Source organism: Pseudosulfitobacter pseudonitzschiae (assembly GCF_002222635.1).
GTDB lineage: Bacteria > Pseudomonadota > Alphaproteobacteria > Rhodobacterales > Rhodobacteraceae > Pseudosulfitobacter > Pseudosulfitobacter pseudonitzschiae_A.
The window spans coordinates 32,768-46,369 of the sequence record NZ_CP022418.1 but is presented as its reverse complement, the minus strand read 5'-3'; the positions used below and the strand labels follow the sequence as shown (position 1 = coordinate 46,369).

Genomic DNA, 13,602 nt, shown 5'->3' with positions numbered 1-13,602 from the left:
AGAGAAATAATCACCCATGTTCTTTTTATTGACACATGTGCACATTTTGGATGAAGGTCATCCAAACTCAGGGAGCCAGACATGTCCAACGACCCGCTTTTCCAGCCCTACCAACTGAAACATCTGACGCTGAAGAACCGGCTGATGATCACCAGCCACGAACCGGCCTATCCCGAGGACGGGATGCCGAAAGAGCGATACCGCGCCTATCACGCTGAACGTGCTCGCGCGGGCATCGCCCTGACGATGACCGCCGGCTCCGCCAGTGTCGCGCGTGATAGCCCCCCGGTGTTCAACAACATTCTGGCGTGGAAGGACGAAGTCGTGGGCTGGATGAAGCAGCTTACCGATGAGTGCCACGATCACGACTGCAAGGTAATGATCCAGCTGACCCATCTTGGCCGCCGCACCCGCTGGGACAAGGCGGACTGGTTGCCGGTCGTCTCGCCAAGCCATGAACGTGAGCCTTCGCACAAGGCTTTCCCGAAAAAGGCCGAAAACTGGGATATTGCCCGCATCATCGAAGACTATGCCGATGCCGCGGAACGGATGCAGGCAGCCGGTCTCGACGGGATCGAATTGCAGGCCTACGGGCACCTGATGGACCAGTTCTGGTCGCCCCTAACCAACGATCTGGACGGACCTTATGGCGGTAGTCTCGACAACCGCCTGCGGTTCACCTTTGACACGCTCAAAGCGATCCGGGAACGCGTGGGTGACAACTTCATCGTTGGTGTGCGCTATACGGGTGACGAAGAGCTGTCCGGCGGACTGAACAAGGAAGACGGGCTGGAAATCTCGCGCCGCTTGAAGGACAGCGGCATGGTCGATTTCCTTAACATTGTGAAGGGCCACATCGACACGGACGCAGGCCTGACCGACCTGATCCCTGTTCAGGGTATGCCCAGTGCGCCGCATCTGGATTTTGCTGGCGAGATCCGCAAGGAAACCGGTTTCCCGACCTTCCACGCCTGCAAGATTCAGGACGTGGCCACCGCGCGCCACGCCATCGCCAGCGGCAAACTGGACATGGTCGGCATGACCCGCGCCCATATGGCTGACCCGCATATCGTCGCCAAGATCAAGCGTGGCGAAGAAGACCGCATCCGCCCCTGTGTCGGAGCGAACTACTGCCTCGATCGAATTTATCAAGGCGGTATGGCGCTCTGCCTGCATAACCCGGCCACCGGGCGCGAACTCGAACAGCCCCATGCTGCCGTTAAGGCTGAAACGCCACGCCGTGTGGTGATTGTCGGTGCCGGTCCGGCAGGGCTGGAAGCCGCGCGGGTATCAGCCGAACGCGGTCACGAGGTTATCGTGCATGAGGCGGCGAACGATCCGGGCGGGCAAATCCGTCTGACCGCTCAAACTGAACGTCGCGCAGAGATGATCCAGATCGTGCAGTGGCGCTTTGCCGAATGTGAGCGGATGGGCGTGACGTTCCGCTTCAACAGTTTTGCCGATGCAGACACTATTCTGGACGACAAGCCGGACGTCGTGATCATCGCCACTGGCGGCTTGCCCCATACCGATGTGCTCAAGGCGGGCAACGAACTGGTCGTCTCAAGCTGGGACATCCTCTCGGGCGATGTGAAGCCGGGTGAGAACGTTCTGATCTACGATGATGCAGGCGACTATCCCGCGCTTCAGGCCGCTGAAAAGATTGCCGCCACGGGTGCCAAGGTAGAATTGATGACCCGCGACCGCAGCTTCGTGCCCGAGGTCATGGCGATGTCGTTGACCCCCTCCATTCGCCTGCTGCAAAAACAGGATGTCACTTTCACCGTCACATGGAAGCTGGACGGGGTGCGCCGGGACGGCAACAAACTGGTTGCCTTGATCGGCAGCGACTATGGCGGCGTGACGCGAGAGCGCGAAGTTGATCAGGTTGTCGTGAACCACGGCACACGTCCCTTGGATGACGTATATTTCGATCTGCGTTCGGGTTCGACCAATCTCGGCGAGGTGGATTACGAGGCATTCGTAGCAGGCACCCCGCAGACCGTGACCAGCAACCCGGAAGGCAGCTATCAGCTGTTCAGAATTGGCGATGCCGTCGCCGCACGCAATACCCACGCGGCGATCTACGATGCGCTGCGCCTGTGCAAGGACCTTTGAAATGCGCTCAACAAAGACAATCCATGTGATTTCCGCCCACGCGGAGGGTGAAGTTGGCGATGTCATCGTGGGCGGTGTCCTGCCACCGCCTGGCGACACGATCTGGGAACAGCGCCGCTGGATCGCCGAGGATCAGACCTTACGCAATTTCGTGCTGAACGAGCCACGTGGCGGCGTCTTCCGTCACGTGAACCTTCTGGTCCCACCCAAGCACCCCGAGGCACAGGCAGCCTGGATCATCATGGAGCCAGAAGACACCCCGCCGATGTCCGGCTCCAACTCCATCTGCGTATCCACCGTGCTACTGGACGGCGGCCTGGTCCCCATGCAAGAGCCCGAAACGCATCTGGTGCTGGAGGCTCCCGGAGGTCTGGTGCGGGTGCGCGCCGAATGCCGAAACGGCAAGGCTGAACGCATTTTTGTGCGCAACCTGCCATCTTTTGCAGCGCAGCTTGACGTCAAGCTGGAGGTCGAAGGACTGGGCGAATTGACGGTCGACACCGCCTATGGCGGCGACAGCTTCGTCATCGTCGATGCCGAGAAGCTAGGCTTCAAACTGGTGGAGGACGAGGCCCATGCCATCGCCAAGCTTGGCGTAATGATCACCAATGCCGCCAACGCGCAGCTTGGGTTCCATCACCCCGGCAACCCGGATTGGAAACATATTTCCTTCTGCCTATTCGCCGGACCGCTTACCGAGGGCGAGAACGGGCTTGAAACCGGCGCAGCCGTGGCCATTCAGCCTGGCAAGGTTGATCGCTCCCCCACCGGCACGGCGCTGTCGGCGCGTATGGCCGTACTGCATGCGCGCGGGGTCATGAAGACCGGCGATCGACTAACGGCGAGTTCTGTTATCGGATCGACTTTCTCGGGCCAGATCGTCGGAGAAACCGAGGTGGGTGGCCACCCCGCGATTGAGCCCGAGATTTCGGGCCGCGGCTGGATCACCGGCATTCACCAGCACATGTTGGACCCGTCCGATCCATGGCCCGAAGGGTATCGGTTGTCGGACACCTGGGGGGCCCGCTGATGCGTGTCGGGGTTCTGGGACTTGGAACGATTGCATCCGCACTCGTCGAGGGCATCGCCGAAGATGGGCATTCCATCACGGTCTCGACACGCAGCGCCGGGAATGCCGCGCGTCTGAGCGAGCGTTTCGATACTGTAACCGTGGCGGACAATCAGGCGGTCGTCGATTCATGCGAAATCCTGTTTCTTGGACTGACGGACCCTGTCTACCGTGATGTCCTGTCCGGCCTGGCGTTTCGCGCGGATCAACGAGTGATTTCACTGATGGCCGGACCGAACATGCACGAACTGGCCGGGCTGGTGGCCCCTGCGAAACTCGTGGCCCGCATGATCCCGTTCCCCTCGATCGCCATAGGCGGATCCCAGATCCTGGCCCTAGGGGACAGCAGCGCGATCCAAGCTCTGTTCGGCGCGCGCAATTGGATCTTCGAACTCGACACAGAGGCCGAGCTGCAGAACTGGCTGTGTGCACAGGCCGTCCTGTCCCCCGCTGTGCTCATGGTCAAGGAGGCGGCGGATTGGCTGGTCCAACAGGGGTCCGAATACGAGAAAGCCGAGCAATTCCTGCGCGAACTCGTTGCCTCAAGTCTATCGGCGAGGCCCTGTGAGCCGCTTTTGCGCGCCCTCGATACTCCCGGTGGATATAACCAGCGCCTGCGGCAGAAAATGGTCTCTGAAGGTCTTTCGGACAGTCTGTCCAACGGGCTGACCCGGCTTAACACATGAACCGGTTAGACCCTCGCGCCGAAGGGCCGTCCAGAACTACCGAGAAACGCGACAAATCACTCAATTCAGAATGGAGAATATGCAATGCGTACACGCGCCGCCGTGGCCCTTGAGGCTGGCAAACCGCTGCAAGTGATGGAAGTGAACCTTGAAGGCCCGAAAAAGGGCGAGGTTCTAATCGAGGTCAAGGCGACTGGCATCTGCCACACCGATGAATTCACTCGCTCGGGCGCGGACCCCGAAGGGCTGTTCCCCTGCATTCTGGGCCATGAGGGCGCAGGCATCGTGATCGAAGTGGGCGAGGGCGTGACCACGCTGAAACCCGGCGATCACGTCATCCCGCTTTACACGCCCGAATGCCGCGAATGCTATTCCTGCCTGTCGGGTAGGACCAATCTCTGCACCGCGATCCGCAACACTCAAGGAAAGGGCTTGATGCCCGACGGCACCACGCGATTTTCCATGCTGGATGGCACACCGATCTACCACTACATGGGCTGCTCGACCTTCGCCAATCACACTGTCATGCCCGAGATTGCTCTGGCCAAGGTCCGCGACGACGCGCCCTTTGACAAAATCTGCTATATCGGTTGCGGCGTCACAACCGGTATCGGCGCAGTGATCAACACCGCGGGGGTCGAGATCGGCAGCACCGCAGCGGTCTTCGGTCTGGGTGGAATCGGCCTGAATGTGATCCAAGGCCTGCGTATGGCGGGTGCGGATATAATCATCGGCGTGGATCTGAACGACGATAAGGCCGAGATGGCGAAAAAGTTCGGGATGACGCATTTCGTCAACCCGTCCAAGGTGGACAGCACCGTTCAGGAAATCGTCAACCTGACGAAGCGCGGCAATGATCAGATCGGCGGCGTGGATTATTCGTTCGACGCGACCGGCAACGTTAAGGTGATGCGCGACGCGCTGGAATGCTCGCATCGCGGCTGGGGCGTGTCGGTGATCATTGGCGTGGCACCCGCGGGGGCGGAAATCAGCACCCGCCCGTTCCAGCTGGTCACCGGCCGCGTCTGGAAAGGCACTGCTTTTGGCGGAGCCAAAGGCCGCACCGATGTGCCGAAATTTGTGGACTGGTACATGGATGGCAAGATCGAGATCGACCCGATGATCACCCATACCCTCAGCCTTGACGAGATCAACCATGGCTTCGACCTGATGCACGAGGGCAAGTCGATCCGCGCGGTTGTGGAGTTCTAGTATCAGGCAGGACACCGTTGCCGGCTGTCCCTTTGACGCGGCCACGGTGTCCGCCACCGTCTTCCAATCCGGCGCTGCCACAATAGGCTACCTGCAGATGCTCCAGAACGGTCTGCCTGTAGGTTCACTATCCACAGAATGGAGAACCCAAACATGAAACGCCCAAATATCCTTTTTGTAATGGCCGATCAGATGTCAGCCAAGGCGCTACCATTCTATGGCAATCCCACCGTCAAGGCCGAGACACTGTCGAGGATCGCACGCGAGGGCCTGATCTTCGAACAGGCCTACTGCAATTCACCGCTTTGCGGTCCCTCCCGCTTGTCCATGATGTCTGGTCAGAGCCCGCACAAAGTGGGTGCCTACGACAACGCGCCCGAATTCTCTTCCGCCATTCCGACATTCGCGCACTATCTACGGCTGGGGGGTTATCGGACATGCTTGAGTGGAAAGATGCATTTTGCCGGACCTGATCAACTGCACGGGTATGAAGAGCGACTGACAACCGATATCTACCCGTCAGATTTCGGCTGGACGCCCAATTGGACCGATAGGGAGGCGAAGGTTCGTTTCCAGGACATGCAGAATGTCATTGAAACCGGTCCCTGCCTTCGGTCGCTTCAGATCGACTACGATGATGACGTGAACATCCAGGCTGAGCGCTGGCTGTACGATCGTGCGCGGGAGAGGTCTGATCAACCCTTCATGCTGACCGTGTCTTTCACCTCGCCACATGATCCCTATGTCGCCCGGCCGGAATTCTGGGATTTGTATTCAGACGCCGATATCGACCTGCCTCGAGTTCAGCCCTTGGCACCAGACGAATGGGATGCGCACAGCGCACGGATATACGACCACTATTCCGTCGGTGAAGCCGATGTGTCCGACGATGTCATCCGGCGGATGCGCCACGGCTACTATGCCTCGATCGAGTATATCGACTCAAAACTTAAAGTCCTGATGCGCGTGCTGGAGGAGACGGGGCTGGATGAGGACACGATCGTCATCTTCGCTTCGGACCATGGCGATATGATGGGGGAGCGCGGCTTGTACTATAAAAAATGCTTTTTCGAATGGGCCATGCGCGTGCCGCTGATCGTCTGGGCTCCCGGTCGCTTTGCGGCGGGGCGGGTGGATACCCCGGTGTCGCTGCTCGACATACTTCCGACCTTTGCCGATCTAGCCGGGACACTGCCAGACGTGCTGGAGACGGACGGCCACTCACTGCTGCCCTTGTTGCAGGGCATGACATTTCCTGAACGTGTCATTCCTGCGGAGTATCTTGCCGAAGGCATCTTCGAACCGACCTTCATGCTGCGACATAGGCGCTACAAGTTGTTCTATGCCGAGAACGACCCACCTTTGCTATTCGACATGCAAGAGGACCCGCTTGAGTTGCGCAACCTCGCGCAGAACGCTGCGGCAAGCGCGGTGCTGGAGGAACTGCTGTCCTTCGCACGGCAGACATGGGACTGCGGGCAGATCAAGGCCAACATCATCAAGGACCAAAACCGCCGCCGTCTGATAGAAACGGCGCACCGCAAGGGCGTTTACCCGAAATGGGACTGGCAACCCTTCACTGATGCGACACAGCAATACGTCCGCGCTGGGAAGTGGACCGTAGAAGTCGAGGCCGGCGCTCATCTGGACCTGCGCAAAAGCTGATTCGGCTCAAGCCTTAAAACCAACCTGACCCCAGCGGCAGGCGGCACTGCCTCTGCCGCTCGCCATATTATTGTTCAATCGACAGGCACTTCCAGGCCCGGTTGATCATTTTCCGAAGAAAATAGTCGACAGACGGAATGCAATATGCATCTATTGTATAAATGTTGTCGACACTTGATCTGGAAGCGATTGATGGAAACTGAGGGCCAACAACCCACGACAGGCACCCGCGGAAGAAGCGCTGTGCAGGTCTATGAAACGCTCCGGGCCGAGATTCTGGCGCTAACGCTACGCCCGGGCGATGTGCTTGATGAGGTGTCGCTTGCCCGCCGGTTCAACTTGTCCCGCTCGCCCATACGTGAAGCGCTGAGCAAGTTGCAGAGTGAGCGCCTCGTCACGATGCAAACCAACCGGTCGCCCATCGTCACGCCGATCAACCTGATCGACTTTCCGAAGTTTATCGAAGCGCTGGACCTATCACAGCGGTTCAACACCCGCCTAGCCGCCCGAAACCGGACGGATGCGGATCTGTTTCGAATTCGCCAGATATCAAAGGAATTCGACGAAAGCGTGAAGCGCTTCGATCCGCTGGAACTTTCAGAGGGCAATGCAAGGCTGCATGTCGCAATCTCCGAGGCTGGCGGAAACCCCTACACCACCCGACAGTATACCGAACTACTGAATGAAGGGCGGCGTTTTCTTCACATCCACTTTGAAGCCCTTGCGAGAGAGGAAAGCCGCCCGCCATGGCGCGATCAGCACGAGGAAATGATCCAGGCCATAGCGGACCGGGATCTCGACCTCGCGGACCGGCTTGCCCATGAACATACCATGAATTTCCAAGAGCGCTTCCTCAGGGCGCTCCACAAGAAAGCCGATTTCGATTTTCGCATCGAACCGGCGAAGAAGACAGGCAGCACCACAAAATGAGTATTTTTGATAAAGACCTTCATTCCGGCCTCTCGGTAGAGCGGATCGAGATCCACGTGGCGACCGTCGATCTGGGCGGCCGCGTGTGGAACCCGATGATAAAGTGGACGGAAAAATCCAACGTCTTCATCACCCTGCACGCCTCAGACGGGACTGTGGGCATCGGCGAGTGCTGGTGCCTGGATACCCGACCAGACACATTGCTTGCCTATCTGAAGACAGAGGTTCTGCCCCTGATGCGCGCAACTCCGCTGGCGGATCTTCCAGCCCTCTTTGCCTCCATGCGCAACCGGGCAACCCTTACCACCCGGCACGGGCTACTGGAATCCGCGCTGTCGGGACTTGATCTTGCGCTTTGGGATATCGCCGCGAAACGCGCAGGGCTACCACTCTGGAAAACCCTGAACAGCAACGGGACCGGCAAAGCTCCGGTCTATATAAGCGGCGGTATCTACGGTCTGAACAAGACCGTCGATGACTTGGTGAAAGAGATGGTCGGGCTCGAGGCGCAGGGTTTCTCCTGCTTGAAGATGAAGATCGGCGGGCAGACGGAGCAGCTCGACACCGAGCGGGTGAATGCCGTTCTGGCCGCGCTGAAATCCGACACGAAACTGATCATCGACTCGGTCTACAGCTACGATTTTGACAGCGCCTTGCGCATGTACCGCACCTTCGATCCGGCACGGATCGAAGCCTTCCAGTCTCCGCTACCGCCCGACGACATCCCGGGAATGCGCAGGCTTGTGGAGCTGGGTGTCCCGGTCATGGGGATCGAGGCCGAGTATCGGCCCCAGATCCACAGCGCCATGATCCGGGAGCGGTCGCTGCGGTTCCTGCAGGTGGCACCTTCGGCTGTCGGCGGTCCGTCGCGTATGAAAGCCCTTGTCGAAGAGCTGGAGGGAACGGGGATCGGAATGTCGCTCGAAGTATCCTCAAGCGTCGTGGCCACCCTGGCCGCGGCGCATTTTGCCGCCGCTGAAGGGAGGGTCGCCCATTTTGAGTATCATTCCATTCATCAGGTCCTGTTCGAAAAGATCGCTGCGGGCGGACACCGCATCGAGGGATCAATCATGCATCTGAGCGACCTGCCAGGCTTGGGAATGGCCTTGGCCCCCGGGGATGCCGTGACAGCCTTCGTCCAGTAACGACCAGACGACAAAAACAAAAACAAGGCCAAGACCTCAATCCAATCCAAACGGGAGTAAGACATGACAAGAATCTCAATATTAGCCAGACTTGGCGCTGCCGTCACAGCCGCGGCGCTGATGCTTGGTGCCAACCAAGCCGCGGCGCAGGACAGCACCTGGGACCAAATCAAGGAATCTGGCAAGATCCGCCTTGGCTGCTCGAATTCCGAACCCTGGTACTTCAAAGACCCCGGCACAGGGGAGTGGAGCGGGATCGGCCCGGGTTTCACCGCGCTACTGGCAGAAGAACTTGGCGTAGAATGGGAATGCGTAGAAACCACTTGGGGGAACGCCGTCGCCGGCCTTCAGGCCAACCAATTCGACATGATGGTGGCGCTTGATGCGACGCCGCAACGGGCGCTTGCCGTAGACTTTCCACAGGGAGCGCTACTCTACTATGCGGTTGCAGTGCTTGCACGAAAGGATCTGGACGCCTCTGAATGGTCCAAGCTGAACACTCCCGATATCAGGGTTGCGGTTCCACTGGGCACATCCAATGACGCCGCCATTTCAAAGGAACTTCCGCAAGCAACCTTCGAACGCACAAAAGGCAACCCCGAAGCCATCGCCTCCTTCGCGGCAGGCCGGTCTGATCTGGTCGGCGGCGCAAGCCTCTGGCTGGCGATGCAGAACCGTGCCTTGAACAACGCAGGCCAGGTTGTCATTCCCTCCCCGGCCAGTGCTGCGGCGACCAGCATCGGCATCCGGCTAGAGGACGACAAGCGGTGGCGCGACTGGCTGTCGATCGCGATTAACCACTATTACCATCGTGGCCAAACCCAGAAGGTCTACGAGGACTTTCTGGCGTCGCGCGGCGTTGACCCCAAGGACGCGCCCCCGATCCGCATCGAAGACATGAACTGAGCGAAGGAGCTCATCCTTTACCACACACCCCTGTCCGCCCAAAGTGGGCAGGGGACCGGATCGAAAGGCACATGGCAACATGAACTATGACTGGGATTTTGGGATCGTCTTTTCGCACGCTGATGTGCTGTTCTACGGCTTCATCGGAACGTTGAAAGTCGGGCTGGTCTCGCTGTTTTTCGGGGCGGTGTTTGGACTTTCTCTGGCATTCCTGCGGATGTCAAAGTTCCGGCTGCTCTCTTGGCCAGCCGTCGGGGTCATTGAATTCTTCCGGATAACGCCGCCGCTCGCCCTTCTATTCTGGGCCTATTACGCCATGCCGATCGTGCTCGGCATATCGTTGAACTCCTATGCCGCCGCCGTGATCACCTTGTCGATGCAGTCCGGTGCCTTCATGGCGGAAGTCTATCGGGCAGGTATCCGTTCGATCGAGAAAAGCCAGTGGGAAGGCGCGCGTGCTCTCGGCATGACACAACGACAGCTGATGGTGCGGATCATTCTCCCGCAGGCCATCCGCCGCATGGTGCCACCTTTCACCGAACGCGGCTTCGAACTGATGAAGAGCACAACGATCGTCTCGACCATTGCCTACGGAGAGCTGCTTTATTCCTCTCTCGTGCTTTCGTCACAGCTCTACAGACCGCTCGAGATTATCACCCTTGTTGCTCTGGTCTTCTTCGTTCTTCTGACGATGGCTTCATTCCTTATTCGCTGGCTCGAGTATCGGCTCGACGCCGCCCGGCTCTGAGGAGACAGACAAATGAACGACTTTGAGTGGAATTTCATGCTGGTGCTCCAGTATTGGCCCAACTTCCTTCGTGGCATCTTGGTCACGCTGGAACTCAGCGCCATCGTCATCACTGCTGCGCTTGTTGGTGGCATCTTCCTTGGTATTGCGCGCTATTCGCGCAATCGTTGGTTCAACTGGCCCGCGACCGCCTTCATCGAGCTGTTTCGCAACACTCCGATCTTTGTTCAGGTCGTCTGGTTCTACTACGCCTTCCCGGTGCTGATCGGCATCCAGATGGACGGTTTCACTGCGGCACTTCTGGGCATCTGCCTGAACATGATCGCTTATACAGCCGAGATCTATCGTGGCGGCATTCAGTCCATCCACAAAGGCCAGTGGGAGGCGGCGAAAGCAATAGGCATCCCCTACCGCCAGACGATGCAACGCATAATCCTGCCGCAAGCCATCCAGCGCATGATTCCTGCTTTCGCTAACCGCATGATAGAGGGGGCAAAAGCCACCTCACTCGCCTCCGCCGTGGCGGTAGGCGAACTGCTCTACCAAGGCGAGCAACTGGCCAACACGATCTATCGGCCGCTAGAAGTCTACACAATTGTCGCCATTCTCTACTTCTTGGTGATCTACCCGCTCGCGCTGCTGTCCTACGGACTCGAGAAGCGGCTCCTGAAAGACGAGGAAATCAAGATATGACAAATACTCCGATCCTTGAGGTCAAAGACCTGCAAAAATACTTCGGTACACATCATGTTCTGCGCGGGATGGATCTGAGTGTGTCTGCAGGAGAGACCATCTGCCTGCTGGGCTCCAGCGGCTCGGGCAAAAGCACTTTCCTGCGCTGCTTGAACTTCATGGAAATGCCTAGCGCGGGAACCATAACTCTGGATGGCAACGTTGTCGGGATGCCGTCAGGCCAGCGGGATGGCTCATCGACCTTCACCTACCGTGAACGAGATCTGATCAAGGTCCGTTCCAGGATCGGCATGGTCTTTCAACAGTTCAATCTCTTTCCGCATATGACTGTCCTTGAAAACGTAATGGAAGGTCTTGTCATTGTTCGCAAATTGAGCCGTGCTGAGGCCGAGAACATAGCACGCAGAAACCTCGAACAGGTCGACATGTGGGACAAGGCCCATCAATATCCATCGCGTCTTTCGGGGGGACAACAACAACGCGTGGCCATCGCACGCTCCCTTGCGATGGAACCGGATGTGATGCTCTTTGACGAGGTCACCTCCTCGCTCGATCCCGAGCTCGTGGGCGAAGTTCTACGCTCGATTCAGTCTCTCGCGAAAAGCGGAATGACCATGATCGTCGTCACACACGAGCTCGGTTTCGCGTATCATGTGGCCGATAGGGTCCTTTTTCTACATCAGGGCAAGATTCTGGAACAAGGCACGCCGCAGGAAGTTCTAAAGACCCCTAAGGAGTCGAGGACACAGGAATTTCTCGCTGGCTTCAATGAATTCCACTTCTGATGCGTATATCAGTCTAGGAATACCTTATCGAGCGTGGGCCTATCAGTGAGGCGTTACGCTCGTCTTTTCACGGCAGGTCTAGCCAACAATCTATACGCAAACCGAATCCTTCAGTGGCGAGTTCATGGCTGAATGTCTGAACGCGCACTGGTTCTTGGCGCTCGCAGATGCAGCCGAAAAGATGGAGGCTTGTGACTTATGAGTTCGCCCGGAACAGGGTTCGGGGCGTCGGCGAATTGCGTCAGCACGACAGTCGCGGTGTTCTGGCCGCATCGCACGCATGATCTGGATGTGTTTCTGTCACTAGGACAAGGCTATATCGCGCTGGACGAGATTGGCCGCCCGATCGGGTCGGCGATGTATTTCAAGATGGGGTCCGACTTTGCCATGTGTGGCATGATGGTGACCACGCCGCGCTTGCAGGCTTTGGGGGCCGGACGCCGTCTTTTGCGCCGGATTTTGAAAGATTGCGAGGGGCGTGATCTGCGGTTGTCCGCGACGAAATCGGGATACTGGCTGTACGAGTCCGCCGGGTTCGAGCCCGTTTCCACGATCAGGCAACAGCAGGGCATTGCCTGCCCGATACATCTGCCTGAACCTGTCGCGGGGCTGGCGCTGCGTCCGCTTACGGCATCGGATCGCGAGGCCATTCACGCTCTAGACAGGCACGCATACGGCGCCACGCGACCAGAAGTTCTGGACGTGATGCTGGACTTGTCCAGCGGCGTCGTGGTGGAACGCGATGGTGCTGTATGCGGCCATGCGATGATGCGACCTTTCGGCAAAGGCATCGTGATCGGCCCTGTCGTAGCCGAAAACGACCGAATGGCGATGCAATTGTGCGCGCCGTTGATCCAGCAATGCGAAGGCCGCTTTGTCCGTCTGGACACGCCCCAGCAAAGCGAGCATTTCAAGGTATTCCTGTCGGCGGCTGGATTGGGCGTATTCGATACTGTGACCGAGATGCGCATGGGGCCCTTCCGTCGGGCCACCGACGCCGCACAAATCTATGGATTGGTTGCGCATTCATTGGGATAGACGGATTTTGTCGCAAAGATTTTAGGTTTGAGGTCGGGGTTGCGTTCCAAAAGTGCGGCAAAAAGCGCGTTCAGCGAATGGGGTAGATTGAAGGCGCTGCACCGGACCGATTATTGTCACCGCATCGGCCGCGGCAGTGAATGCCCGAAAGTCCCCACCTGATCATCGTTGACACATTCAGCAGTGACAGGCGCCCGGCTGCGCGTCGTGCTCGCCGTTGACGCTGATCGTGACCTCACCGCAAAGGCAGTGGCCGGAAAGTCTTGTCGCACTAATTATGTTTCACTCCTCCTTAAGTGGCGGTTTGCGATCATCAAAGCGCGATTAGCTGGTGCTGGCAACAATCCGGTAGCTGCCGGGCTCCTCCACGACAACTAAACAGAACTTGAGAGTCGGTTGCCTGGTGTCGGCTCTGAGCCGAAATTTACTGATTTCTCTGGTTCCGAAGGCTGACAATAACCTGTGTCGACGACAATATGGAGTTGCACGCATTGCAACTTACCTTGGGAACGCTTTCACAGCCGACCGCAAAGCCGTTCACGGCGGCGTCTCGGGGCTCGAATATCAGCAAGCGGCGCGTTTTGCGGGCGACTTCGGCAAGACCGGA

Annotated in this window: 12 protein-coding genes; all 12 read left to right on the top strand. The window is 58.3% G+C overall.

The features are described from left to right. Positions 1 to 81: 81 nt before the first annotated feature. Positions 82 to 2,118: an NADH:flavin oxidoreductase gene (locus tag SULPSESMR1_RS21075; protein WP_089423040.1), complete on the top strand. Its 2,037-nt coding sequence runs from the start codon at positions 82 to 84 to the stop codon at positions 2,116 to 2,118. Position 2,119: 1 nt separating this feature from the next. Next, positions 2,120 to 3,148 (top strand): trans-3-hydroxy-L-proline dehydratase, encoded by a 1,029-nt coding sequence (locus tag SULPSESMR1_RS21070; RefSeq protein WP_089423039.1) that lies wholly within the window; start codon positions 2,120 to 2,122, stop codon positions 3,146 to 3,148. Continuing rightward, positions 3,148 to 3,873 (top strand): NAD(P)-binding domain-containing protein, encoded by a 726-nt coding sequence (locus SULPSESMR1_RS21065; protein WP_089423038.1) that lies wholly within the window; start codon positions 3,148 to 3,150, stop codon positions 3,871 to 3,873. Before SULPSESMR1_RS21070 ends, SULPSESMR1_RS21065 begins: the two co-directional genes overlap by 1 nt. An 84-nt stretch (positions 3,874 to 3,957) precedes the next feature. Then, positions 3,958 to 5,085, top strand: coding sequence for an S-(hydroxymethyl)glutathione dehydrogenase/class III alcohol dehydrogenase (locus tag SULPSESMR1_RS21060; RefSeq protein WP_089423037.1), 1,128 nt, complete (start codon positions 3,958 to 3,960; stop codon positions 5,083 to 5,085). A 153-nt stretch (positions 5,086 to 5,238) separates the two neighbouring features. Continuing rightward, positions 5,239 to 6,750 (top strand): choline-sulfatase, encoded by a 1,512-nt coding sequence (gene betC / locus SULPSESMR1_RS21055; protein WP_089423036.1) that lies wholly within the window; start codon positions 5,239 to 5,241, stop codon positions 6,748 to 6,750. A gap of 243 nt (positions 6,751 to 6,993) precedes the next feature. Beyond that, positions 6,994 to 7,680, top strand: coding sequence for a GntR family transcriptional regulator (locus SULPSESMR1_RS21050; RefSeq protein WP_250161493.1), 687 nt, complete (start codon positions 6,994 to 6,996; stop codon positions 7,678 to 7,680). Beyond that, on the top strand, positions 7,677 to 8,825 hold the full coding sequence (locus SULPSESMR1_RS21045) for a mandelate racemase/muconate lactonizing enzyme family protein (RefSeq protein ID WP_089423034.1): 1,149 nt from the start codon (positions 7,677 to 7,679) through the stop codon (positions 8,823 to 8,825). The genes SULPSESMR1_RS21050 and SULPSESMR1_RS21045 overlap by 4 nt, the downstream gene beginning before the upstream one ends. Positions 8,826 to 8,888: 63 nt before the next feature. Continuing rightward, positions 8,889 to 9,731: a transporter substrate-binding domain-containing protein gene (locus tag SULPSESMR1_RS21040; protein ID WP_089423033.1), complete on the top strand. Its 843-nt coding sequence runs from the start codon at positions 8,889 to 8,891 to the stop codon at positions 9,729 to 9,731. Between the two features lie 79 nt (positions 9,732 to 9,810). Beyond that, on the top strand, positions 9,811 to 10,479 hold the full coding sequence (locus tag SULPSESMR1_RS21035) for an amino acid ABC transporter permease (protein ID WP_089423032.1): 669 nt from the start codon (positions 9,811 to 9,813) through the stop codon (positions 10,477 to 10,479). 12 nt (positions 10,480 to 10,491) lie between these two features. After that, complete coding sequence (locus SULPSESMR1_RS21030) at positions 10,492 to 11,172, top strand: amino acid ABC transporter permease (RefSeq protein ID WP_089423031.1); 681 nt, start codon at positions 10,492 to 10,494, stop codon at positions 11,170 to 11,172. After that, a complete protein-coding gene (locus SULPSESMR1_RS21025) occupies positions 11,169 to 11,957 on the top strand; it encodes an amino acid ABC transporter ATP-binding protein (RefSeq protein ID WP_089423030.1) in 789 nt (262 codons plus the stop codon). Before SULPSESMR1_RS21030 ends, SULPSESMR1_RS21025 begins: the two co-directional genes overlap by 4 nt. Before the next feature lie 198 nt (positions 11,958 to 12,155). Then, on the top strand, positions 12,156 to 12,995 hold the full coding sequence (locus SULPSESMR1_RS21020) for a GNAT family N-acetyltransferase (protein WP_089423029.1): 840 nt from the start codon (positions 12,156 to 12,158) through the stop codon (positions 12,993 to 12,995). Positions 12,996 to 13,602: the final 607 nt, after the last annotated feature.